Origin of the sequence: Actinotignum schaalii FB123-CNA-2 (genome assembly GCF_000411135.1) — a bacterium.
Classification (GTDB): domain Bacteria; phylum Actinomycetota; class Actinomycetes; order Actinomycetales; family Actinomycetaceae; genus Actinotignum; species Actinotignum schaalii_A.
Genome location: NZ_KE150262.1, coordinates 1,009,802 through 1,033,886, shown reverse-complemented (window position 1 = coordinate 1,033,886; position 24,085 = coordinate 1,009,802). Strand labels below are relative to the sequence as shown.

Below are 24,085 nucleotides of genomic sequence, written 5' to 3'. Positions count from 1 at the left end.
CCCAGTTTATGCGAGCCTTAGGTGGCCCGCTGTCGGCTCGACTCCCGAGCCTGGGGCGTCAGGCGCCACTTCCCTCCCCGGCTCTCCGCAATTCCTGCTATCTCAAGTTTCCCGAGGGCCGCCATCACTTCGGTAAATCCCATTCCCGCGGTCTGCGCTATTTTATCCAGGGGCTGGTAGTTGCGAGCCGGTAGCGCGTCGCGCACCCGCACCGCCCGGGGATCCCCGGCAAGCGGATCGGTAACAGTTAGCCCGAGCCCTAATTGCACCCCGCCGGCAAGCGCGTGAGTAACCGTTCGGCTGGCCGATGCGCCGCGGTGAGCAGCCGTGGTGTTCCCCTCCGCCACCCGCGCGCGATCTTGGACAAATTGCTGGCCGGCGCTAAAGCCGAGCAATTCCACAATATCTTCCACCCCGGTAATACACACCGCTCCTTCTCGCAGCAGCCGATGGCAGCCCGTTGAACACATCGCGTAAATGGATCCGGGCACTGCCCCGACCGGGATGCCGTAAGTATGTGCGTGCCCCGCGGTATTAATGGCGCCCGACCTATAGGGAGCTTCAATAACAACAACGGCACGTGATAGGCCGGCAATGATCCGGTTCCGGGCCAGAAAACGGTGCCGGTGAGGGGCATTGCCCGGAGCAGTTTCGGAAAGGGCAAGCCCGCCAGTATCAAGAATCCGCGCGAAGAGTTCCTGGTGGACTTTAGGATAGGGCCGGTTGATCCCGCTGGCAAAGACCACCGCGGTCGGAGCGTTCGCGAGTATAGCGCCACGGTGAGCAGCCGCATCAATACCAATGGCTCCCCCGGAAACAATAAGAGCACCGCGTTCAGCAAGTTCGTAACTGAAATCGGTGGCGATCTTTTCGCCATAGTCGGTAGCGGCGCGGGAGCCCACCATCGCGAGCGTGGGGCGATCCAGCGCCGCAATATTTCCTTTCCACCATAGTCCCAGCGGACGTTGTTCCCCGAGCTGTGCTAAGGATCGCGGCCAGGTGGGGCTACCCGGGTAGGTGAAGCCGTAACCTCGGTTAAGTAGTTCACGGTCGCGCGCAAAGCCCTGTGCATCGTAGCGGGCACTCCAGCGAGCAGTGGCTGCGCGCAGCGATTCAGGAATCGGGGCACCCGCGCGTATTTCTTCCAACCAATCCAGAGCTCCGGCGTAACCGAGATGTTCGGTGAGCGCAACGGCATGGTAGTCCTCCCCTTCGGCCAAGCGTGTCCATGCCATTGCTGCGGTTTCTTCTTGCGTGCTCGTGTTTTTCGTGCTGGTAATTCCCGGGTGAGCCGCTACTGTGTCGGACGTTTCCGTGGCGGTTTGTGTTACGCCGGCAGCTCCGGTTATTTCGCTGCCGGTCCATGGTGTTTTATCCTCTGTCATAACTAGAATTTCCTTTTCCGCGCAGGGCAAATGCCCCGGCAACGTCGTCGGTGGTGGGCTGTGTATGGCCTGCTAGATCTGCAAGGGTCCAGGCAACTCGCAGGATTTTATCCGCGGCCCGCATGCTGATGAGACCGCGGGTGAGAGCCTCACCCAGGCTCGCGCTTGAACTGGGTGCTAACTGGGTATGCGCACGGAGCCAGGTACCTGGTATCGCCGCGTTGATATCCCAGGTTTCGCCCCGGAAGCGGTGGTGTTGGCGTTCACGTGCTTCACGCACTCGCGCGGCGACCGTTTCGCTACTATCCCCGCTGTTGCCCGCGGCTAATTCAGCCCGACTAGGCCTGGGCAGATTAACCATAAGATCGATGCGATCCCGGAGCGGGCCTCCGATGCGGTGCTGGTAGTGGGCGCGGTCTGCCCCCGAACAGGTGCAGGAGGTTGGGGAATCAAGTAGCCTGCCGCACCTGCACGGGTTTCCTGCTCCTACCAGTTGGAAACGGGCCGGGAAGCATACCGAGCCTTGGGCGCGGTGAATATGTACTTCTCCCGATTCCATGGGTTCGCGGAGGGACTGGATGGCTCTGGTGGTGAATTCGGGAAGTTCATCGAGGAAAAGTACACCGTGGTGCGCGAGGGAGATCGCTCCGGGGCGGGGCCGGCTGCCTCCTCCCACCAGCGCGGTGGCGCTTGAAGTGTGGTGAGGCGCCACGTAGGGAGGCCGGGTGGTGATCTCCTCAAATTGCCCGACGATGGAGCGAATGCTGGCGCTTTCAACCGCCTGTGCGCGGGTGAGGGGAGGCATAATTCCCGGTAGCCGGGTGGCCAGCATGGATTTACCCACGCCGGGTGCCCCGATCATGAGAAGGTGGTGGCCGCCCGCGGCTGCTATTTCCAAGGCGTGGCGGGCCAGGTATTGGCCCCGTACCTCAGCGAGGTCGCCACTATCGCTGCCGGTGCGGGGTGGGGATACCGGCACGGGTGGCGGTGGCGGCACGGGATCACTAGCAACCCCCAGGCGCTGCGCTATTTGGGTGATATGCCAGATTTCTCCCACTTGGATCTGGGCCAGCGCAGCTTCGGCTCCGCAACCGTGCGGAACAATGGCGTGCTGGAAGCCATGGTGAGCGGCGCCCAGCACGCACGGTAATACTCCCCGCACCGGGCGCACCGATCCGTCCAGCCCTAATTCGCCTAGGAAGACGCTTCCGGGCGGCACGTGGGAATGGGCCTGCGCAGCGAGGATGGCGGCAGCGATCGCCACATCGAAAGCGGTACCGACTTTCGGGGTATCTGCCGGAGACAAGTTCACAGTGACGCGCCCGGCCGGGAATGGGATCCGAGCCGCGGCGAAAGCGGCTCGGATGCGTTCGCGTGATTCGCTCACCGCAGCATCGGGCAGGCCAACGATAGTGAAATTGGGCAGTCCCGAAAGGAGCGCTACTTCCACCCGGATAGGCATGCCCCGAACACCGAGGATAGAGACGGTATGGGAGGTGCCAATCATGAGGCGTTCCGCAGATGGTCGATAGTGACGGGACCGGAGGTAGGCACATTCACGGCCACGATATCCACCGCGAGTGCGGGGTAGGTTCCACCTTCTACGTGGAGCCACTGCGCCAGAAGATGGCGAAGCCTGCGATATTTTTCGGTACTAACGGCCAGAGGAGCGGGAACCGTATTCCGCCCGCGGCGGGTTTTCACCTCAACCGCAACCAGTGCGCCGCTGGGCTCTTCGCGGCATACCAGGTCAATTTCCCCGCATCGGCATCTCCAATTCTGGGCCAGCACGTGGTAGCCGTGCTCCCGCACATATGCGGCGGCCACGTTTTCTCCCCACTCGCCTACCTCCCGGGTGGTGGCGGAAGGAGGAAGTGGGGCGAGCTCGTTGCGAGCAATGGTGGCATGCAAAGTTTCACACTGGTACATGCCCCTAGTGTGACGCGGATATTACCAATGGTGGCTCGTGCGGTGCGCGGCTGGGGATAGCGTCGTCGTTTCAGATACCTGTGGATAAACGTAAGCTTCGCTAGAGCTCACGACGCAACATTCTCCCGATTAAAGCGAGGAACCAGGAAGATCAAGTTCCCGAGTAATATCGGTTTGGTTGAGCTCTTCGATATTGACGTCTTTAAAAGTCACCACCCGTACCGAACGAATGAAACGGGATGTGCGGTAGATATCCCACACCCACGCATCGCTCAGGTTCACCTCGAAAAACACGTCACCTGCAGTCGAGGATCGTACTTTCACGTCTACGTCATTGGCCAAGTAAAAACGCCGTTCGGTTTCCACCACGTAGCGGAAAATCTTCACAACATCGCGGTACTCGCGATATAACGCGAGTTCCAATTCGGCTTCGTAGCCGTCAATCTCGCTCATTATTCACTCCTTACCGCGGGCAAATGCCACGACGTTCGATGATACGGGCTCGGCCCCACCTGCGCGATAGCATCGAGGTGAGCACGCGTACCGTACCCTTTATTATGTTCCCAATCGTAATCGGGGAATTCTTTTGCGAGTGCCTCCATATAGCGGTCTCGCTCAACTTTCGCGACGACGGATGCTGCGGCGATCCCCGCGCAGGAAGCATCCCCTTTAATCACGGTGGTGACCGGAAGCTGCGGGACCGTCGGTTCGGCATCGAAGAGGGAATCCTGGGCCCACCAATTGTGTTTTCCGTCTAAGAGAACAGCATCGGGGCGTAATCCGGATTTCTCCAGCTGAGCGAGAGCATCCGCAGCCGCACATCGCAAGGCTTCAATAATTCCCACCGTGTCGACCACACTGGCGGCTGCGCTTCCCACCGCCACCGCGAGCGGCCAGTCGCGGGCCGCCTGGTAGATCATTTCCCGCCGGTGCGCGCTCAGCATTTTCGAATCGCCTAATCCGAGCGGGAAGTCATCCGGGGTGCTCCTATCCAGGAGGGCTATACCGACACAGACCGGTCCGGCGATGGCGCCGCGACCCACTTCATCCACGGCAGCGAGAATACCCCCGCCGTGTGCCTCGAGCCGAGCCAACAGTTCTTTTTCAACGGTGCGATCAGGTTCCTGCACGGGTGCTACCCACCCTGCCCGGAGAGCACAGCAGGAGGGTTCCCGGTTTGGGTCGCCGTAGCCGCGTATAAGGAGCGTGGATCAACCGGGTTGTCCGGCAGTGCCACCCGCGCACCCGCGGGCGCGGCAGGTTCGGGGACACCGGCGAAAACATGGCTCATATCAGGTAGGCGCCCGTGGCGGCTCCACGGTGAGAAAACGTACCAGGCCCGGCCCACCACGTTTTCTACCGGCACGAATCCGTTTCCGGATTCACGCTGATGCCACCGCGAATCTTTGGAATTGGCGCGGTTATCCCCCATCATCCACAGGTACCCTTCCGGAACCTTCACCTCAAATTTCTGTAAGGAGGGCGACACCCCGTAATTGAGATATTCCTCCGTGATCGGTACGCCATTGACCTGCACGCGGCCGTCTTCCCCGCAGCAACTGACAGTATCTCCACCTTTCGCGATAATTCGTTTCACCAGGTAGTGACCAGAGTCTGCCGGAAGCAGCCCGATACCTTGCAGGATTCGAGTGCCGGTTTGAGCAATCCAGGAGCGGTTTTCTTCCACATCATCAAGCCACCCGCCCGGATCCACAAAGACCACGATATCGCCGCGGCGTAGCTCCTCGTTATCGGTCACCATCCGGTTGACGAAAAACTTATCCCCGGTACTCAACGTGGTTTCCATAGAACCGGAGGGCACATTAAAAGCTTGGATAAAGAAAGTTTTGATAATGACGGAGACGAGAAGAACGACGGCGACGGTGAGCGCCATCTCCACTACGCTACGCAGGCGCGAGTTACGCACGGGGGCTTCCCGGGTGTCCGCCTCCGGGCGCACCGGGGCCACTTCGGGAGGGTAGGAGGGAGGCTGCTCCGTATTGGCAGCGGAGGAGTGACCGTCCGTTGTATTCATGGTTGTTCCTCCGTGGTTCACATGTGCTTCCGCTCGGGCCAGTTCATCTCGCAAAGCATCGGCATAGAGACCTTCATCCGCGTTCGAGAGCTGTTCCGTGAGCGTTAGCCGCAAGCGGGCTTCAGCTGCACTTATCTTAGCCGGCCCCTCCGACACGTTTTTTGTCTCGTTGGACTCCGGTGGTTCAGGCGGGCACGGCACCGGCTGCGGCTCTGGCTCTGGAGCCGGTTGCTCCGCTGCGCTCACCACAGTTTGCGGTGCCTGCGATTCCTCCCCATCAAAGAGGTCGTCAAGCTCGGGTAACTCATCCACGCCCGGTGCCGCGTGCAGGTTTTGTACCTCAGGTGCGGGAGCTGCCCGGCGGCCTCGGGCCTGGCTCCGGTGGGTCCGCCCTGCTGGCCACCGCGAGGCATCCTCCGACGCCCGTGACCCGCCTGACGTGCCCTCGCCCATACGCCCCTCCGCCCCTGCATTCGATAAAAGATACGCGTATTCCATGCTACCAGCGCACGTGAACGTACCTAAGGTTATCCGCGCCGTCACGCCACGTTATTTTGGCGGGGCTCCAGGAATACTCCAGCTCTTGCCCACGGTTATGGGCGGTTATCTTCGGTTAGTGGCTGCCGTCGGCTATTGGTCAAGATCCGCGCGGATAAAAAATGGACCCGCACCGGGGCGCGGGTCCATATGTGAACGAGAACTTCGTACCGTTCCTTACTTGGAATCGGTGCGACGTTCGCGAATCTTCGCTGCCTTACCGTGGCGATCACGCAGGTAGTACAGCTTGGCGCGACGCACCCGACCGCGGGTAATCACTTCGATGGATTCGATGGAAGGCGAATGCACCGGGAACTTACGCTCCACGCCCACCCCGAAGGAAATCTTGCGGACATCGAAGGTGGCGCGCAGGCCATCACCCTGGCGGGCAATAACAACACCCTGGAACGCCTGGGTACGGGTGCGGTTACCTTCCACGACGCGCACGTTCACACGCACGGTGTCACCGGCGCGGAAATCGGGGATATCGTCGCGCAAACGCGAAGCATCAACTACATCAAGAGTCTGCATTATTCATTCACTTTCCGCCTCTGCACGCAGGCCAGGGGCGCTGTTATCGGTTAAGATCTCGCCGATGCGCGACCCCCTGCGGCAGGCACAGCGCATTATGAAAGCGAGGAAACTCCACTATTATGCCACAGTCAGCGGACAGGCAAAAATGAGATCCGAGTTGATTACCTCACCCACCCGGAATTCTCGGGTTGCTACCTTTCGGAAACCGCACCGTTTGTAGAATCGTTGCGCGCGTCGGTTGTCTTTATTTGTTCCGAGCCACAGGTACGGTGCGGACGCCACCTCGGCATCAAGTATTCTGTCTCGGCACGCCTCCACCGTTGCCCGCCAGAGCAGATCCGCTACCCCGCTCCCGTGCCAGCTGCGCTCCACGTAGAACTTTGAGAGCTCAAGCAACGGGCCTTTCCGCTCCGGGAGGTGCATGAATGGCGCACCGTCCTCGCGCCCGGCGACGTCGTCGCCGCCCATTCCCACCGCGCTATCGGGAAGCAACGTGAGACTGTACCCCAGCAATTCCCCGCGCGACTCTCCGCTCGCGGCACGCACTACCACCGTCATCCAGCGTGGGTCGGCAAGATATTTTTCGAAAGCCTCCACGGAAAGATTCGCCGCCGCGAACGCGGCAATATCCGCTTCCCTAAGATAACGCGGGCACGCGTCCGGGAAGGTGCGGGTGGCCAGCTGCGCCAGCTCGGTTGCGGTGCGCCGCCGTGCTCCGTTGAGAACATCGCGGCCCGGTAGTACCCCGTTCTCGAGCGTCCCGCCCGAAAGCACTTCACCCGAGGACACCCCGTCCCCGGAACCAGCAGCGCCCGCCACCCCCAGGACCTCAGTATCCACCGCCACCGGGTGGGCGTCACTGGTGCGCCATACATAGCCCGCCGCCGCGAGCGCCGGCCGGTCGTATTTGTCCAGCTGCGAGGTATCTAGCTCCGCGATCATATCGGGACGGCGCGCAGCGGTGCGCGTAAGAGCTTCGTCTCTACGGTAGCGCGCCACCGCCCCGTGATTGCCGCTGAGCAGTACTGCGGGCACCTCGAGCTCGCGCCAGCGCACCGGGCGGGTGTAGACACGGTATTCGAGCAGACCGGCCGCACCGTGCGATTCTTCCACCAGAGACTCCGGGTTCCCCACCATCCCGGGAATAAGACGGGTAACCGCCTCCACGAGGGCCACTGCCGCCACTTCCCCACCGTTGAGAACATAATCTCCTAGAGAAAACTCCTCTACGCGCACACCCCGCCCACGATAGTGCTCAGCTACCCGCGCATCAATTCCCTCATAGCGCCCGCAGGCGATAATGATGCGCTCCCGGGTGGCCAGGTCTTCCACGAGGCGCTGAGTGAGGGGCCGACCGGACGGGGTGGGCATCGCGAGAGTAATTGTTTCCGGAGAGCTCGGGCCGATGAGGTCATCGAGAGCACGACCCCAAACATCCGGTTTCATGACCATGCCAGCCCCGCCTCCGATGGGGGTATCGTCCACGGTGCGGTGGATGTCGCTGGTCCAGTCGCGCAGATTGTGGGTGCGAATATCGACGACGCCGCGACGGCGCGCCTTGCCCACCAGCGATAAATCGAGCACGTCGAAGAATTCTGGAAAAACGGAAACGAGGTCAATGCGCAAGCTCGCCATTACTTCACTTCCTCAGCGCTGTTTTCCTCCGTCATACTTTCTTCGACAGCGCTAAGGGCGCCTTCGGCCGCGCTGGGTGCATCTTCGGCGGAGGTGAGTTCGTCTTCGGCTGCGCTGAGGGCGCCGGCCAGGTCATCACCTTCCACCACGATCATATCATCTTCGGAGAAAAGCCCGGCCGGGGCATCAACCACGATGCAGTGGTCATCCAGATCCACCGCCGTCACGATCTCACGCACGAAGGGCACGCGGGTAATCCGGCCATCCGGCTCACGCACCACCAGGATATCCTGGGCGGGGCCGTTTTCTAAGCCGGTAATAATACCGAGCTCGTAGCCTTCTGGATCGAGGACTTCCAGACCGCGTAGCTCATGGGCATAATAGGCGTCTTCTTCGGGCTCATCCTCATCAGTTTCCACGACGAGACGCACCCCTCGCAGCGCTTCGGCGGTGTCACGAGTGGTGGATTCAGCGAAGAGCGCGTAGGTAATTCCCCGATATTCTCGAGTGCGGGTGATGGTGAGCGGCCCGAAATCCGCCGGTTCTGTTTCCAGCTGGGCCCCCACAGCGAGGCGGCGGGCGGGCGAATCTGTGCGAACGTCCAAACGGACTTCCCCTTTAAGCCCGTGCGGCGCCCCGATAATAGCTACCGTCAGTTGCATCGTGTCCTTCTCTCAGTTCCCGCACACGGTGGGGAACGGTGGTGGCTCATACAAAACCGGCCCGCAACCCCGAAAGGTTGAGGGCCGGTATGCCGCTACGTTAGTTACGGTCCGTTTCGATAACGTCCACGCGCACGGAGCCTTCGTCCGAAAGCGCGTTGACGACGGTCCGCAGCGCCTTGGCGGTACGCCCGCCACGGCCGATCACCCGACCGAGATCGTCAGGGTTCACCCGAACTTCCAGAAGTTCGCCACGACGATTACGCGATGCCGAGACGTTGACATCATCCGGGTAATCAACAATTCCCTTGACCAGGTGTTCCAGAGCGTCCGTCAGCATTAGGCTTCCTCGGTTTCCGCTTCGGTAGCTTCACCGGTTTCGGCTTCCCCAGCTTCAGCGGCGGCAGCAGCTGCGGCTTCCGCTTCGGCCTTCGCCTTTGCTTCAGCGGCGGCAGCGCGGCGCTTTTCAGCGTCGTCCTGGACCTTCTTGACCGCTGCGGCGCGCGCTTCTTCAGCGTTCACCGTTTCCGGAACACGCAGGCGACCCTCCTGGCCATCCTTGTATCCCTTGAACTTCTGCCAGTCACCGGTCACCTTAAGCTGCGCGAGCACGGCTTCGGTGGGCTGAGCACCCACGCCGAGCCAGTACTGAGCCCGATCAGAATCGATGCGGATGGTAGAGGGCTGCGTATTGGGATCGTAGTAACCGATTTCCTCAATAACCTTGCCGTCACGCTTGACGCGAGAATCCGCCACGACAATACGGTACTGGGCCGCACGGATCTTACCCATGCGCTTCAAACGAATTTTGACTGCCACTTTTGTGGTCAATCCTTTCTCATTGGGGTGGATTACCCGGCCGGTTGGGGGACGCGCACCGTGCAATCCGTGAACACGGACAATACCGGGTTGAGAGGGACCCGGCATCCTCCAAGTACATCTAGCTATTCTGCCAGAATTTTCCGGAGGAGGAAACAGGCATCGCACCGTTGCGCGGTGAGATCACTTACGCCGTCGCTCCGCTGCGGTGCCGATGCGGACGGGGGGGGACAGCTACGGCGCGCACCCCTATCCCGCCGTTTCAACCTGACAAGCCCCGCCGCGCCTGGCAAGATGGGAGGCGTGAATAATCCCGCTCCCGCCACCGCAGCCTGCACCGTTGGCACCGTTAGCGCCGTGGGTTCGCCCGCGGTTGTGCCCGCACCTACCTCCAAGCTCGTGCGCTACGCCTGGCTCTCCGTTGCGGCCGCCCTCGTCACCATTGCGCTCAAAGCGGCTGGATACTGGCTCACCGATTCGGTGGGCCTTCTCTCCGACGCCACAGAATCCTTAGTTAATCTGGCAGCGGCGGTGGTCGCGGTGCTGGCCCTCTCCGCGGCCGCGAAACCCGCAAATGCACGCTATACCTACGGACGCTCGAAAGCCGAGTACTTTTCTTCCGCCGTGGAAGGGGCCATGATTTTTGCGGCAGCCGGTTTTATTATTTTTTCCGCCATTGACCGCATTATTCACCCCCAGCCGCTGGCGGCGCTGGGATGGGGCTTGGGCATTGTGGCGCTCGCATCCTTAGTCAATGGAATTGTCGGTGTCGTGTTGCTGCGCGCCGGGGCGAAGCACCGTTCGCCCACCTTGCGTGCCGATGGTAAACACCTCCTCACGGATGTCATCACTTCCGTCGGGGTGATCGCGGGTGTGGGATTGGTGGCGCTCACCGATGAACCGCTGCTCGATCCCATCGTCGCTATCCTCGTTGCGGTCAATATTCTGGCCACCGGGGTTAAGCTGCTGCGCGAGTCACTCGCGGGACTCATGGACGCAGCCCTGTCTGAGCCGGATACCGAAAAAATCGTGGCTATTCTACGTTCGCACACCCGCCGTGAGGTACGTTTCCACGGGCTGCAGACCCGAGTGGCCGGGCGCGAGTCGTTTTGTAATTTTGATTTGTTGGTCCCCTCCACGTGGACGGTGCGCGAGGGCCACGAGCTCGCCGAAGATATCGCGGAGGAATTACGCGCCGCGGTGCCTCACCTCCGCGCCCTCATCCACGTGGAGCCACTGGAGGACCCGCGATCCTATGAGGATATTCCGGAAGGTTACGTGCCGCTGGGCGGTATTTCCGATGCGGTTCCGGATATTGTGGTGGAGGCTTTAACCACAGGGAAGAACGGCGACGCCGCTACCTCATAAAAATAACCACTCTGCCAAAACATCGCAGCGGGCAAGATTCCTCCTGCCCGCTGCGCCGTCGTCGTTACTTAAGGAAGCGCTTGAGCTCTTCCATGCTTGCCATATCGGGCGCCGCTGGAGCGGAGCCGGGAAGCTGGGCCCCCGTACCGAAAGCCGAGCCTCGTTCGGCACGCTGCCGTGCCGCCGCTGCTTCGGCTTCCTGGCGGGCGCGTTTCGCCGGATTACCCGAACGTCCCTTCTTACCGCCCGAAACATTCTTCTTCGCGCGTTTCTGCTTGCGTGATCCCCCGCCAACGCCGGGCATACCTGGCATACCCGGAATTCCGCCACCGCGACTCATCTGCGTCATCATTTTCGCGGCACCCTCAAAGCGCTGCACCAGCTGATTGACTTCCTGGACGGTGGTTCCTGAGCCCCGGGCGATGCGCTGGCGGCGCGAACCGTTGAGAATTTTCGGGGTGCGGCGTTCGGTGGGCGTCATGGATTGGATAATGGCTTCCACGCGCCCCATCGAGGACTCATCCCACTGTTCGAGGGCTTCGCGGTACTGCCCCATGCCGGGCAGCATCCCCATGAGTTTCTTGAGCGAACCCATCCGTTTAATTTGGTTCATTTGCACGAGGAAGTCATTGAGGTCGAAAGCCCCCTCGCTCATTTTCTCGGAAAGTTCGCGCTGCTGTTCTTGCGTCCAGGTGGCTTCGGCGCGTTCGATGAGGGAGAGAATATCGCCCATATCGAGGATGCGGGAGGCCATGCGGTCGGCGTGGAAGCGTTCGAAATCTTCCAGTTTTTCACCGGTGGAGGCGAAAAGGATTGGTTTGCCGGTCACGCCACGCACCGAGAGCGCCGCGCCGCCGCGGGTATCGCCGTCGAGCTTGGTGATAACGACGCCGGTGAAGCCCACTCCGTCTTGGAAGGCCTTCGCGGTGGCGACCGCGTCCTGACCGATCATGGCATCGATAACGAAGAGAACTTCGTCGGGGTTAACGGCAGCCCGAATATCAGCGGCCTGCTGCATGAGGACCTCGTCGATACCCAAGCGTCCGGCGGTATCCACCACGACGGCACCGTAGCCGTTCGCGGCCGCGTAATCTACACCGCTAGCCGCCACCTGGATCGGGTCTCCCACCCCGTTACCGGGTTCGGGAGCCCATACGTCTACCCCGGCACGCTCACCCACCACCTGAAGCTGCTGCACGGCATTAGGCCGCTGCAAATCGGAGGCGACGAGGAGCGCTTTGCGGCCCCCGCGCGCGAACCAACGCCCGAGCTTACCGGCCAGCGTGGTTTTACCCGCGCCCTGGAGACCGGCGAGCATGACCACGGTGGGGCGCCCCTGCGCGAAATTAAGTTCCCGAGTTTCCCCGCCGAGAATCTCAATGAGTTCGTCATTAACAATTTTGACGATCTGCTGCGAGGGATTGAGAGCCTGGGAGCGTACCGCACCGGTGGCACGTTCGCGCACCGCGGCGGTGAACTCGCGCACCACGGGAAGCGCGACGTCGGCGTCCAAAAGGGCACGCCGAATCTCGCTAATGGTGGTTTCTACATCCGCTTGGGTGAGCACACCCTTGGAGCGCAGATTCTTGAATGCACCGGAAATCCGGTCGGAAAGATTATTAAACACTGGCCAGCCTTCGCGTCAACAAACTCGTTCCATTGTAAAGCAGGGGGCGCGAACGCGCATATTCACCCGCTACCGCACGTCAAACTCGAATCTAGCGGCGGTGGACCTATTCCGCAGCACCGTCGCGCTATAGCTCAGCTATGCATGTCCTTGGCTCGGCTATGCATACCTTTAGCTGAGCAGCGAATCGACGAAAGCTTCCGGATCGAAGGGTGCCAGATCGTCCGGTCCCTCCCCCAGGCCCACCAGCTTGACGGGCACGCCGAGTTCGCGCTGCACCGAAATAACAATGCCGCCCTTGGCGGTGCCGTCCAGTTTGGTCAGCACGATCCCGGTTAGTCCTGTCACCTCCGCGAAAACACGGGCCTGCTGCATCCCGTTTTGTCCCGTCGTGGCGTCCAGAACAAGGAGAACTTCATTGACCGGCGTGGTGCGTTCCATGACACGCTTGATTTTTCCGAGCTCATCCATGAGTCCGGCCTTATTTTGGAGGCGACCGGCGGTGTCCACGATAATCACGTCCACACCGGTTGCATCGGCCTGCGCTACCGCATCAAAAGCGACGGAGGCCGGATCTGCCCCTTCGCGATCCGAACGCACAACATCAACGCCCACTCGATCGCCCCAGGTGACCAACTGATCGGCTGCGGCCGCGCGGAAAGTATCTGCTGCACCGAGCAGCACCGTGGTTCCCTGCGCGCGCAGCAAACGCGCGAGCTTACCGACCGTGGTGGTTTTCCCGGTGCCATTCACACCCACCATAAGAACCGCCGCGGGATGCACCGCCCCGGAATCCGTTTCACTGCGAGTGAGATTGAGGGAGCGATCCATATCTGGACCAACGTGGCGTAGCAGCTCCTCGCGCAAAATCTCACGGACCCGTTGCGGATCGTTGGTGCTTTCAATTTTCACCCGCGAGCGCAGGCCCTCCATAATCTCGGTGGTGGCATCCAGCCCCACATCGGCCATGATGAGGGTATCTTCCAGTTCTTCCCAGTCTGCCGCGGAGAGATCCCCGCGGGAAAGAATCGCCAAAAGAGCCTGCCCGAAGCCACCCGAGTGAGCCAGCCGGGCGCGTAGACGCTGCATCCGGGAGGGAACTGATTCGGGCTGTTCAACCGCCGGAACCGTAACAATATCCGGGGTGGTTTCACCGGAGATTTCTCCGGCGCTTTCTTCATCGGCACCTTCCGAGGTTTCCGCGGTGGAATCCCCTTCGAGAACCGGGATGTTCCGACGTTCCAATTCCTCGCGCCGCTGGTTCTTCTTCACCAGGGAAATAACGAGGGGAACAAGGAGGAGGGCAACAACGCCCGCGATGACAAGTGCAAGAACTACAGGATTATCCACTCCTCCAGTCTTGCAGAGGGTGCCGGGTTTTTCCAGCTGGTCACCTATCAGGCGCTGCGCCGTTCGCGCGTTTCAGCGTCTTCACCCTCGACGCTTTCCTCAATATCAACGGTGCAGCTTTGGCCGCCAGCACCGTCAATGACCACGTCCGCTACCAGAGCACCATCCGGCTCCCCGGCGACATCCGCCACATGGATTCCTTCCGGTACACCCGTGGAAACATAAGCAACGTCCGCCTCCGTGCGAGTATCTTCTACAGCACTCTCAGCACGACGGCGCAACGGCGGGGCAGGAATACGCGCCCGCAGTTTCTCACTATTGCGGCGCACCGTTTCCGAGAGTTCACGCTCCGTTTCCCGAGCTCGATCAAAGTGCTCATCGAGGGTTTCGGAGGTGATATAGGCTTCGGATTCGTGCGCGAAAGCTTCGAACATATCGTCCACCGCCGTATCGTGGTGGACGATGTCATAAGTGTCCATATCCAGTTCATCAGAGCGCCATGCGTCAAATGATTCCGCGACGGATGCTCCGGTACTTTTCCCGGAATTCCGCGCGAATGACAGGGCATACACCAGCGCCGCGGCAGCAATAATGATGGCGATAACAACGATGATAAGGGGCACGGTCTTATTATGAGAATTTTCGCGGCGGCCGGCTACCTCCGACCCGCGCACTTGCGCAATTGTTACCGAACTGCAACGTAACTCTCGCTATTCGCGCAGTTCAGACATGCGTTGGGATACCACGGTGGAAACCCCGTCCTCGCGCATCGCTACCCCGTACAGAGCATCGGCGATTTCCATTGTCCGCTTCTGGTGGGTGATGACCAGGAGCTGGGAAGAGCGCTGCAATTCCCGGAAAATCTCGAGAAGGCGCCCCAGATTGACATCATCGAGGGCTGCTTCTACTTCGTCCATGACGTAGAACGGGGAGGGACGCGCCATAAAGATTGCCACGAGGAAAGCAATGGCGGTGAGCGAGCGTTCCCCACCCGACAGCAAGGACAGCCGCTTGACGCGCTTGCCGGGTGGCCGCGCTTCGATTTCCACCCCGGTGGTCAGCACGTTCTCCGGGTCGGTGATGATGAGATGCCCTTCCCCACCCGGGAAGAGGCGAGCAAAGACCTGCTCGAAACGGGCGCTAATATCGCTGAGCGCGGCTTTCATGACGAGGGTGACTTGTTCATCAAGCTCCGCCACAATATCGAGAAGATCGGCTCGGGTCTTCTTCAGGTCATCAAGTTGCTGCGCGAGGTACTTTTGACGTTCTTCCAGCGCGGCGTGCTCCTCCAGGGCGAGCGGGTTAATGGTGCCCAGCCGCGCGAGGGCTCGCTGCGCCGTCGCCAGGCGCCGTTCCTGTTCAGCCCGCACGTAGGGCACCGCACCGTCCTCGGTGGGAACCTGGATATGCGGTCCGAATTCCTCTACGAGGGTGGCACTATCGATGCCCAAATCTTCGAGGGAACGTGTGGCCAGCTGTTCGTATTCCATGCGGGCACGGGCAGTCGCCAATTCACGGGCGTGGGTGGAATCTGCGAGGTCGCGTTCGCGGGTACGCAGCTGATCGACGCGTTCGCGTAGGTGCGTGAGCTGCCCCTCGGCGCCGTGTTGTTCTTCTTCTACCCGACGACGCTGCTCGGCCACCTCGGCACGTAGGCTGCGTACGTGCGCTAAGGCTCGCACCGCCGCGGCCGCGACCTGTCCTGCCAGCACCGCATGTTCGGCGCGAACCTGGCGGGCTCGTTCTTCCCGTTCAAGACGTTCGCGGGCCAATCGAGCCCGGTTATCCAGGGCATCAGCGCGTCCGCTCAACGCTCGGAAACGTTCTTCTGCGGTGCGCAGCGCCAATCGAGCCTCCGTTTCTTGTTTACGGGCGGCCACAGCGGCTTCGTGCGCGGTATCGCGCTTCCGGGAGAGACGCGTCAGTTCACCATCATCGGGAATCTCAGTAGCATTTTCTTCGGGCTCCGCGAAACTTTCTAGCTCTGCCTGCCGGGCGGCAATATCTTCCCGCAAGGAGGCGGCGCGTGTGACGGCGCGTTCTTCATCGGCACGGGCCGCAGCGAGGGCTTGGCGTAAAGCTCCTAATTGGGCAGTTGCGGCAGCCAGATTAGAGTCCCGCGCCGTCAGTTCGCTCCCGGAAGCCTCGGCGCGGGCCCGAGCCTCTTCCTCGGCACTCTCAGCTTTCCGCAGCGCCACGGCTGCTTCATCAGCTGCGGTGGAGGCGGCATCAAGCTGCTCGGAAGCGTCCTGATAGGCAGCTTGGCGGGTGAGGGTGGCAGCGGCGGTGGCTTCTCCCCCGGTAGCGGTGCACTCCGTGATAACGTCCCCGCTCGTTGTTACCGCACGGGGCGCCCCGGCTGCCACGAGCAGGCGGGCTGTAACAAGGTCAACGGTGAGTGCGGTGCCAGCTAGGAGCTGCTTGAGGAGGCCAGCCAGGTCACTGCCCGTCCCGGACCAACTCACCACCGCTAATGCATGCACGGCGGCGTCCGGATCCGGGCGCACCGTCTCGAAAGCGGCGCTGAGTGCAGCTTCGCGCGCGGCAGCTGCGGCGTCGTCGTTCTTCCCTTCCGTAATCGTGAGCGTGAGGCGCCCGGCCTGCGCCTGCGCGGCGCCACGCAAAATATCCACGGCGCTGTCGAGGTCATCCACCACCGCACCCGCGGCGGTTCCCGCCAGTGCATTTTCCGCCGCACTTTCCCAACCGCGTTCCACGTGGAGGTGGTCACGCAACAACGCTGCGCCGTGCTCGATAGCCCACGCGGTGGCATCTTCCGGTTCCAAAGAGAGCGCGAGGGTATCAACAATTGCTTGTAAACGCGCCATCTCCTCGCGAGCACGTGCCTCGTTCGCGCGCGCCTCTTCCACGGCAGTGCGGGCCGCCAGATGAGCCCGGGTATGTTCCTCATGGGTGGAAGCAAGGGTATCGTCCCCTGCGGAGGTTGCAACAAGCTCCTCTTCGAGATCCGTGACCTGCACGCTGGTGGTCTGCACGCGCTGGCGCGCGGCCGCCACATCCTTGTCCACACGCTCAACTTCAGCCGCGAGCGCCTCAAGCCGCGAACGCACGGCGGAAACCTTCCCGGCACGGCGTGCGGCGTTCTCGCGAGCGTCGGCGCGCACTCGGCTCGCCTCGTTATAGGCGCGCTCGGCCACGGCTTCCGCAGTTTCAGTTTCCTCCCGCTGGGTGAGGACGGCGCGCAGAGCATCCTGAGCATCGCGAACGCGCCCCTCAAGTTCTTCTTCTTCGGCCCGGGCCCGTACAGCGCGCGCATGGAGCTCCTCCGGGTCGTCTTGGCCGCCCCGTGCCGGCATGGTGCTCAGGGTGCGTTCACGTTCGCGCGCCAGTTCGTCCATGGCGCGAAATCGTTCCTCAAGGGAGGCCAGACGCTCGGAGCTATCCCGAAGAGCTGAGAGCTGCGGATTGAGGCGCGCGTGATGGTCTTCTGCCGTAGCGAGAGCGGCTCGGGCCTGAGTGAGGGCCACTTGGTTTTCTTCACGCAGCTGTGCGGTACGGTGGTCTTCGGCAGCCCCGGCTTCCAGCCTGGCCTGCGCTTGGGCTAGATCGTCCGCGAGGAGACGAGCCCGCGCGTCGCGTTCGGTTGCTTGAATGATCTGGGCACGGCGGGCTGCCTCAGCCTGTTTGGCGAGCGGTCCGAGCTGACGGCGCAGCTCCGCAGTGAGGTCCTCCACCCGCGTGAACGAACCCTTCATTGCTTCGAGCTTGCGCAGAGTTTTTTCTTTACGGCGACGGTGCTTGAGCACTCCGGCAGCTTCTTCCACAATATTGCGGCGCTCGTCGGGACTCGAAGTGAGGACTTCATCGAGGCGGCCCTGCCCGATAATGACATGCATTTCCCGCCCCATGCCGGTATCTGAGAGCAGTTCTTGGACGTCAAGGAGGCGTGCCGGCGTACCATTAATGGCATATTCGGAACCGCCGGCACGGAAGAGGGTTCGGGTGATCGTCACTTCCGAATACTCAATGGGGAGCACACCATCAGAATTATCGATAGTGAGGGAGACTTCCGCGCGTCCGAGCGCGGGACGGCGCGACGTGCCAGCGAAAATAACATCCGCCATGGAGCCACCGCGCAAAGTTTTCGCACCCTGTTCGCCCATCACCCAGGCGAGAGCATCCACCACATTGGATTTCCCTGAGCCGTTGGGACCTACCACCGCATTAATCCCGGGTTCAAAGCGCACTGTGGTGGCGGTGGCAAAGGATTTGAATCCTCGCATGGTCAAGGTTTTTAAGTGCACGATTACAGATTATGCCAGACGACGCCACCGGTGGCGCTACGACGGGGCGTTACGACAGTTGCAACCGGTACCCGTGGTCGCGGTGGCACGCCGCACCGTACCGGGACCGCTAGAACATGAAGGGCACGACGACGATCTTGTAGATAAGTGCAATCGCGAAGGTCGTAGCGTAACCGGTCATCACCCGGTTATCGGTGGTACGTGAGGTAGCGTAGGAAAGCACGGCCGGTTGGCCAAGCAGTCCTGCCACCGCTCCAGAAGAACGGGTGGCCGAGGAACCAAGCGCCCATGCGGCAGCCATCATGACTCCGCACCCGACAATGCTCACGGCCGCGGCCAAGAGCAGCGATTTCAAGCCCACCATTGTGAAGACGGTCGAGGCAAAAGCAGAACCGGAGTTGAGGCCCACCGCGGCGAGGAAAAGCATGAGGCCAAACTGGCGCAGGGTCAGATTCGCGGGGCGCGGGAGTTGCCAGGGTACCCGGCCGGTGCGGTGCACCGCTCCGAGGATCAGCCCCACCACAAGCGGACCACCTGCCGCCCCCAGGGAAAATGCCGCACCACCCGGCAGCGGAATTTCCACCAGCCCGAGAGCAAAGCCCAGGGCAAGGCCACCGGCTGCTGCCACCCAGTCGAGTTCGGATGAGCTGGAGACCGAATCACCGAAGTATTCTTCGAGTTCTTCTACCCGCGAGGTAGGTAAGGCGACTTCTACCACGTCGCCCATTTCCAGGTAGGTATCCGGGGTGGCGAGGATCTCGTCATCGGCACGGCGGATAACCGTCACCCGTGCTTCGAAACGACGATAGAGCGGGAGGGAACCCACCGTGAGCCCAGCAATATCCCGATTGGATACCGTAAAACGGTGCACCGTCAGATAGGGATCAGTCAGCCGCCGATGACGCATCCGGCTACCCAGGCGTTCGATAGCTTCAGAAAGCGCCGCCCGGGAAGCGAAAATACGAACCCTATCCCCCGGTTCCAGAGCACGCTCCATATCGAGGATATGCCAACGGCGATTGCGCCGCATTGCTACGAACCGCACCTGTTGTCCGGCTATATCCCGCATCTGCTGCGCGGAGATCTCCCGATCCACGTACACGGTTGCCTGTTCCAGTTCCACATCATCCGGATCGAGTTGGTCATGACGGGCTTTCCATTCCCGGTTAATAAAAATAGCGACCATGACAATGGCGAGCGTGACCCCGACCGGGTAACCAATGGAGTAGCCCACCGCCGGATTATCCGGGTCGGTCATTTCCTGGGCGAGAGCAAGCGAGGGCGTCGAGGTGAGCGAACCGGCGAAAACACCCACCGCAGTACCGCGCAATAAACCGAGAAGCTCGCCCAGTCCCACCGCGGCCGCCGCACCGGCCGTAATCGCAATAATTGAGGCGAGCATAAGGCCCAGCTGTTTGCGAATCTCCTGGAAGAATGTTTCCCCGGCTTCCAAGCCGATCATATAAACGAAAATACCCAGGCCTAAATCTTGCAGGAGCACGAGGAGGGAGGTGGAGGGCGGAACCACCGCACCGACAAGCAAACCGATGAAAAGCGCTCCCGCTGCCCCGAATTTCAGGGGACCAAAAGGAATCGCCCCGAAGGCAGCGCCAAGCGCCACCACAATGAAAACAACGAGAACGGTATTGCTGGCAAGGATATCGAGCACAGTGCCACCTCGGGGTTGAAGACTGGTAGAACGTTGCCTACTCTACCAATTTGGTACACCGTGCCAGTGCTTTCGGGCCCGGTGCCCGCCCCGTCCTACTCGGTAGGGGCTTCGTCAGGAGCCCCTTTACCCATCATTTGACGCGCCATTCCTGCCAGATAAACCGATCCAACTACTGTCACCACCGGCGTGGCGAGCTCATCGCCCGCTTCGGCCTCGGCCCATCCGGCAGCTTCGTCAATCGCAGCGAGCAGATCGCGTTCCACCCGCACCCTTTCTGCACCGAAGACCGCCCGCGCCAGCTCTGCCAGGTCCTCGGCGTCCATGGCACGTTCACCGGGCATATCGGTGATGACAACAGCATCCAAGACCGGCTCGAACTGCCCGAGGGTTCCTTCCACATCCTTATCTGCCATCATGGCGAGCACCCCAACCCGCCGGCCGGGATAGTACTCTTCCAGCGCGGCGGCTGTATGTGCGGCGCCGTGAGGGTTATGGGCCGCGTCCACGAGGACGGTGGGCGAGGTACGCACCACTTCGAGGCGCCCGGGCGAAGTAACGGCCATCAGTGCATGTTCGACGACGTCACCCGCAAGCGCGCGCCCCCCAAAGAATGCTTCAACCGCAGTGATGGCCAGCGCCGCGTTCTCTGCCTGATACGAGCCGCGCAGTGCGAGAGGAATATCGTCGTAGCGGGCCGCGGGGGTGCGCACAGTCATAAGCTGACCGCCCACCGCAGTCTCCCGCCCGAGGACCTGGATGTCTTTCCCGTAGACGGATACGTGGGCGCGGGCCCGGTGGGCTGCCTGAGCGATAGCCGCACCGGCTTCCTCGGGTTGGGAGGCGCTCACCACGCTGGCCCCGGGTTTAATAATCCCAACTTTTTCACCCGCGATCTGTGCGATGGTGTGCCCGAGCCATCGTTCATGGTCGAGAGCGATGGGGGTGAGAACAGCGACGTCGCCGTCAATCACATTGGTGGCGTCCCACCTTCCCCCCATGCCCACTTCGACTACCGCCACATCGATAGGTGCGGCGGCGAAAGCTACGTAGGCCATGACCACAAACACTTCGAAGAAGCTCATGCGCGGCCCACCCTCCGCTTGGGAGCGCTGGTCCACTAGTTCGACGAACGGCGCGACATCTTCCCATGCCTGAATGAAATCCGCGCGGGAAATATTATGTCCGTCGATAGCGATGCGTTCACGCACCGACACCAGGTGCGGGGAGGTGAAACGCCCGGTACGCAGACCGTGCTCGCGTAGCAGCGCTTCGATCATGCGTGCCGTCGAGGTTTTCCCATTGGTGCCCGTCACGTGCACGCACCGGTAGGAATGGTGCGGATTACCGAGTAAATCCAGGCACATCTGAACGCGCTCAAGGGAGGGCTGCACCTTATGTTCGGGGGCGCGGGTGAGGATATCCCGGTAGATCTCATCCACCCGAGCTTCTTCTGCGGTGGTATCCGCGAGTTCAACGGTGGGATCAGGTGACTCCTTGACCTCTCGGAGCACCGCTTCGTCCCCGAAAATTCCAGAGTTGAGGACCTCGGAAAGCGCCGCGTCAAGTTCAGCTTCCCGCGCATCTTCACTGTCGTACCCCGCGCCATCGTACCCAGCGTTATTCGTACCCATACCTGCCCCTTTCACGGCACACCAGCATATACCACGGGGCCCACGGTGCGACTGGCGCTGCCAGCCCCGTGGGCCCCGTTCCCGCACACTACCGGTCCGCACGAACCCTTATGTACGGATGTGCCTAGGAGGCTGATTCCTCCGCGTTCTCCACCGACGGGATGAGGGTGGAGAGGAGAAGCGCAATAATCACAAGGACCGCACCCACCGCAATTCCGGCCTGATAACCGCCCACCAGGTTCTCAGTGCCACCCACGGCGGTGGCCACAGCGGTGAGGATCGCGAAGGAAAGCCCGGCTCCCAGGTTGAAGGCACCGGCATTCATTCCCGGTAGGTAGCCCTGGTTATCAGCCGGGGAGAGCACGATACCCAAGCCGTTGAGCATGATATTGACGGTACCGGCGTAGGTAATACCGATGGCCACGCACAGGAAGAAGATAAGCGACTTCGAGGGTGCCCCCACACCGAACACCGCGATCCCGAGGAAAATAACCGTGGAGAGGAGCCCCGCCTGGAGCACCTTCTTGTAGCCGAAACGCGAAGCGAGCTGCCCGGCGATCGGCCCCATAATAAGACCGGCAATCGCGTAGGGCGTCAGCGTCACGAAGGAGACCGTTTCGGCCGGGAGCTCCAGACCACCGGCACTGGCTTCCAGCTGCGCCAGGTTCGGGATGAGACCGTTCATGACCGCGAATACCCCGGTCATGGTGAAGAGAGTGGTGGACAGGAGAGCCCAGGTGCGCCGTTGCTTGAGGTAGCGAGTGGCCACCAGCGGGTGTGCGCGCGAGGACTCGATCTTCCAGAAAATCACCGCGGAAACGGCGGCCACCAGGATTTCCACGCCGATGAGCCACCAGCGGGCATCCCCGAGCTTGCCTAACTCATTGAAAGCGAAATAGACGCAGCCAAAAACGATGAGGAGTGCGATAACGCCGGGCCAGTCCATCGGGGTGCGGTCGCCCTGGGATTCACGGGTCCCGAACACCGACGCCAGGAAAGCGACGGCGCACACAACTGCCATGCACACGAAAACGGAGCGGAAGCCCCAGTTCCCGGCGAGCCAGCCGCCCAACAGGGCGTCTACTCCTGCGATACCGCCGTTGACGGAGGTAAGAATAGCCATGTACTTGGCGTAACGGCGCGGTTCGGGCACTTCCTGGTGCAGCATCACAAGGGTGAGAGGCACCATCGGCCCCGCCGTCCCCTGAATCACACGCCCGATACCGAGGATCGTGACATTGGGAGCCAGTGCCGAGACCACGCATCCGATCCCGGTAGCCAGGAGCATGCCCAGCAGAATCTTCTTACGCCCGATAAGGTCGCCCCAGCGCGGCAGGAAAAGGGAGAAGAGCGCGGCGGAAGCGAAGAAGGCCGTTTGGGTCACGCCAATTTCAACCTCGGTCGCATTGAGTTCCACGCTCATAGTATGCAGAGCTGGGGAAAGCATGGAGGCGTTGAGCTGGAAGGCGAAGACCGCGCAGAGCAGCGCGGCCATCAGCACGATAATATTCGTGCGCGAACCGGATTGCGCCCGGCAGGCACGTGTGGGAACGGACGATGCCATAGTTTTTCTTTCTCACCGGGGAGGACGACGCCGCACCGTGGCGGCACCGCCCTCCGTTCACAAAGGTTGGGTTGGACGGGGATTAGCCCCGTGGTTAGCCCAGGTAGTGGTGTTCACCCACGCGCTCCAGCGCATCGGCGATGAGATCCCAGAAACGCCCGTGATCGAGTCGGGTCGCAGCCCAGGTGTGGCAGTCCTCGGGAATGGGTCCGCGGAAATCAGCCACTGTCATCCCCACGGTTAGGGTTCCGGTGAGTTCCACATCAATGGGGACCTGCACCGTTTCCACGATGGTGGGGTCAATAAGATAGGCAACCGCGCACGGATCATGCACCGGCGGGTAGTCGAAGCCCTGCGCGTCCTGGTAGGAAGCACGGAAGAAATCCATGAGTTCGTGGACGAAACGGGCCGGCTGGGTGCCCACCGCATCAATTTTTGCGTAGGCTTCCGGGGTGCAGAGCGCCTGGTGGGTGAGATCCAGGCCCACCATGACCACCTTCCACGGCTCGTTGAAAACGATATGCGCGGCTTCGGGGTCGATCTTAATATTGAATTCGGCCACCGCGGACCAGTTACCAACGTGGTAGCCCCCACCCATGAGGACCACCTGCTTGACACGCTCGGCCAGGCGCGGTTCCTTACGTACCGCCAGCGCGATATTGGTGAGCGGACCGGTGGGAACCAGGGTGACGGTTCCCGGTTCGTGCGCCATCACCGTGTCAATAATGAGGTCGACGGCGTGCCGGGAATCAAGCTCGATAGTCGGGGCTGGCAGTTCGGTGCCGTCCAAGCCGGTATCCCCGTGAATATCGGGGGCGACTTCCACCGGGCGTACCAGCGGTCGGTCGCATCCGGCCGCGAAAGGCACGCCGGTCATTTTCATGACGGTGCCCACGGCGAGGGCATTATTCGTAACCTTCTTCAGGGTTTGGTTGCCACCCACCGTGGTGACGGCAAGCAGTTCAATCTGCGGATTCGCCCACGCCAGCAGCATCGCAACGGCGTCGTCATGACCGGGATCGCAATCCAAAATGATTTTTTCCGGGGTGTGCTGTGTTGCCATGTTTTTCTC

At 61.4% G+C, this 24,085-nt stretch carries 20 protein-coding genes; 1 reads left to right on the top strand and 19 read right to left on the bottom strand.

What is annotated here, in order from left to right; genetic code table 11:
- Positions 1-17: 17 nt before the first annotated feature.
- From dprA to rpsP, 11 genes are all read right to left on the bottom strand, one after another.
- Entirely contained in the window at positions 18-1,235 is a 1,218-nt protein-coding gene (gene dprA / locus HMPREF9237_RS04130; RefSeq protein WP_196800239.1) for a DNA-processing protein DprA, read from the bottom strand.
- A 136-nt stretch (positions 1,236-1,371) separates the two neighbouring features.
- Positions 1,372-2,892 (bottom strand): YifB family Mg chelatase-like AAA ATPase, encoded by a 1,521-nt coding sequence (locus HMPREF9237_RS04125; protein ID WP_016442475.1) that lies wholly within the window; start codon positions 2,890-2,892, stop codon positions 1,372-1,374.
- Positions 2,889-3,314: a YraN family protein gene (locus tag HMPREF9237_RS04120; RefSeq protein ID WP_051106973.1), complete on the bottom strand. Its 426-nt coding sequence runs from the start codon at positions 3,312-3,314 to the stop codon at positions 2,889-2,891. The genes HMPREF9237_RS04125 and HMPREF9237_RS04120 overlap by 4 nt, the downstream gene beginning before the upstream one ends.
- Positions 3,315-3,443: 129 nt before the next feature.
- On the bottom strand, positions 3,444-3,767 hold the full coding sequence (locus tag HMPREF9237_RS04115; RefSeq protein ID WP_016442473.1) for a DUF2469 domain-containing protein: 324 nt from the start codon (positions 3,765-3,767) through the stop codon (positions 3,444-3,446).
- The gene (locus HMPREF9237_RS04110; RefSeq protein WP_016442472.1) at positions 3,767-4,444 is read right to left on the bottom strand and encodes a ribonuclease HII; all 678 of its coding nucleotides are present in this window, start codon (positions 4,442-4,444) and stop codon (positions 3,767-3,769) included. The genes HMPREF9237_RS04115 and HMPREF9237_RS04110 overlap by 1 nt, the downstream gene beginning before the upstream one ends.
- A gap of 5 nt (positions 4,445-4,449) precedes the next feature.
- On the bottom strand, positions 4,450-5,661 hold the full coding sequence (gene lepB, locus HMPREF9237_RS08930; RefSeq protein ID WP_196800238.1) for a signal peptidase I: 1,212 nt from the start codon (positions 5,659-5,661) through the stop codon (positions 4,450-4,452).
- A gap of 402 nt (positions 5,662-6,063) precedes the next feature.
- The gene (rplS, locus tag HMPREF9237_RS04100) at positions 6,064-6,417 is read right to left on the bottom strand and encodes a 50S ribosomal protein L19 (protein ID WP_016442470.1); all 354 of its coding nucleotides are present in this window, start codon (positions 6,415-6,417) and stop codon (positions 6,064-6,066) included.
- Between the two features lie 120 nt (positions 6,418-6,537).
- Positions 6,538-8,046 (bottom strand): tRNA (guanosine(37)-N1)-methyltransferase TrmD, encoded by a 1,509-nt coding sequence (gene trmD / locus HMPREF9237_RS04095; protein WP_039898732.1) that lies wholly within the window; start codon positions 8,044-8,046, stop codon positions 6,538-6,540.
- 8 nt (positions 8,047-8,054) lie between these two features.
- Positions 8,055-8,717: a ribosome maturation factor RimM gene (gene rimM, locus HMPREF9237_RS04090; protein WP_016442468.1), complete on the bottom strand. Its 663-nt coding sequence runs from the start codon at positions 8,715-8,717 to the stop codon at positions 8,055-8,057.
- A gap of 100 nt (positions 8,718-8,817) precedes the next feature.
- Positions 8,818-9,057: an RNA-binding protein gene (locus HMPREF9237_RS04085; protein ID WP_016442467.1), complete on the bottom strand. Its 240-nt coding sequence runs from the start codon at positions 9,055-9,057 to the stop codon at positions 8,818-8,820.
- On the bottom strand, positions 9,057-9,536 hold the full coding sequence (gene rpsP / locus HMPREF9237_RS04080) for a 30S ribosomal protein S16 (RefSeq protein ID WP_016442466.1): 480 nt from the start codon (positions 9,534-9,536) through the stop codon (positions 9,057-9,059). The genes HMPREF9237_RS04085 and rpsP overlap by 1 nt, the downstream gene beginning before the upstream one ends.
- A 294-nt stretch (positions 9,537-9,830) precedes the next feature.
- Between rpsP and HMPREF9237_RS04075 the strand changes: the two genes are divergently transcribed.
- Positions 9,831-10,904 (top strand): cation diffusion facilitator family transporter, encoded by a 1,074-nt coding sequence (locus HMPREF9237_RS04075; protein ID WP_016442465.1) that lies wholly within the window; start codon positions 9,831-9,833, stop codon positions 10,902-10,904.
- A gap of 64 nt (positions 10,905-10,968) precedes the next feature.
- Here the strand turns inward: HMPREF9237_RS04075 and ffh are convergent, their stop codons facing one another.
- From ffh to HMPREF9237_RS04035, 8 genes are all read right to left on the bottom strand, one after another.
- Positions 10,969-12,531 carry a signal recognition particle protein gene (gene ffh / locus HMPREF9237_RS04070; protein WP_016442464.1) on the bottom strand — a complete coding sequence of 521 codons (1,563 nt, stop codon included), beginning with the start codon at positions 12,529-12,531 and terminating at the stop codon, positions 10,969-10,971.
- A 171-nt stretch (positions 12,532-12,702) separates the two neighbouring features.
- On the bottom strand, positions 12,703-13,881 hold the full coding sequence (gene ftsY, locus HMPREF9237_RS04065) for a signal recognition particle-docking protein FtsY (RefSeq protein ID WP_016442463.1): 1,179 nt from the start codon (positions 13,879-13,881) through the stop codon (positions 12,703-12,705).
- A gap of 47 nt (positions 13,882-13,928) precedes the next feature.
- Positions 13,929-14,555: a hypothetical protein gene (locus HMPREF9237_RS04060; protein WP_016442462.1), complete on the bottom strand. Its 627-nt coding sequence runs from the start codon at positions 14,553-14,555 to the stop codon at positions 13,929-13,931.
- 36 nt (positions 14,556-14,591) lie between these two features.
- Positions 14,592-18,146 carry a chromosome segregation protein SMC gene (gene smc, locus HMPREF9237_RS04055; protein ID WP_039898297.1) on the bottom strand — a complete coding sequence of 1,185 codons (3,555 nt, stop codon included), beginning with the start codon at positions 18,144-18,146 and terminating at the stop codon, positions 14,592-14,594.
- 109 nt (positions 18,147-18,255) lie between these two features.
- Positions 18,256-19,815 carry an aspartate:alanine exchanger family transporter gene (locus tag HMPREF9237_RS04050; RefSeq protein ID WP_016442460.1) on the bottom strand — a complete coding sequence of 520 codons (1,560 nt, stop codon included), beginning with the start codon at positions 19,813-19,815 and terminating at the stop codon, positions 18,256-18,258.
- A gap of 95 nt (positions 19,816-19,910) precedes the next feature.
- On the bottom strand, positions 19,911-21,449 hold the full coding sequence (locus HMPREF9237_RS04045; RefSeq protein WP_016442459.1) for a bifunctional folylpolyglutamate synthase/dihydrofolate synthase: 1,539 nt from the start codon (positions 21,447-21,449) through the stop codon (positions 19,911-19,913).
- A 124-nt stretch (positions 21,450-21,573) separates the two neighbouring features.
- Positions 21,574-23,013, bottom strand: a complete 1,440-nt coding sequence (locus tag HMPREF9237_RS04040; protein ID WP_016442458.1) for an MFS transporter — start codon at positions 23,011-23,013, stop codon at positions 21,574-21,576.
- Between the two features lie 94 nt (positions 23,014-23,107).
- Positions 23,108-24,076, bottom strand: coding sequence for a nucleoside hydrolase (locus tag HMPREF9237_RS04035; RefSeq protein WP_016442457.1), 969 nt, complete (start codon positions 24,074-24,076; stop codon positions 23,108-23,110).
- Between the last annotated feature and the right edge of the window lie 9 nt (positions 24,077-24,085).

Coding starts and splice junctions, on each gene's coding strand:
- HMPREF9237_RS04115 (WP_016442473.1), bottom strand. CDS start 3,767: ATGAGCGAGATTGACGGCTACGAAGCCGAATTGGAACTCGCGTTATAT.
- HMPREF9237_RS04075 (WP_016442465.1), top strand. CDS start 9,831: ATGGGAGGCGTGAATAATCCCGCTCCCGCCACCGCAGCCTGCACCGTT.
- HMPREF9237_RS04045 (WP_016442459.1), bottom strand. CDS start 21,449: ATGGGTACGAATAACGCTGGGTACGATGGCGCGGGGTACGACAGTGAA.
- HMPREF9237_RS04120 (WP_051106973.1), bottom strand. CDS start 3,314: ATGTACCAGTGTGAAACTTTGCATGCCACCATTGCTCGCAACGAGCTC.
- dprA (WP_196800239.1), bottom strand. CDS start 1,235: ATGGCATGGACACGCTTGGCCGAAGGGGAGGACTACCATGCCGTTGCG.
- HMPREF9237_RS04035 (WP_016442457.1), bottom strand. CDS start 24,076: ATGGCAACACAGCACACCCCGGAAAAAATCATTTTGGATTGCGATCCC.
- HMPREF9237_RS04125 (WP_016442475.1), bottom strand. CDS start 2,892: ATGATTGGCACCTCCCATACCGTCTCTATCCTCGGTGTTCGGGGCATG.
- rimM (WP_016442468.1), bottom strand. CDS start 8,717: ATGCAACTGACGGTAGCTATTATCGGGGCGCCGCACGGGCTTAAAGGG.
- HMPREF9237_RS04040 (WP_016442458.1), bottom strand. CDS start 23,013: ATGGCATCGTCCGTTCCCACACGTGCCTGCCGGGCGCAATCCGGTTCG.
- HMPREF9237_RS04085 (WP_016442467.1), bottom strand. CDS start 9,057: ATGCTGACGGACGCTCTGGAACACCTGGTCAAGGGAATTGTTGATTAC.
- rplS (WP_016442470.1), bottom strand. CDS start 6,417: ATGCAGACTCTTGATGTAGTTGATGCTTCGCGTTTGCGCGACGATATC.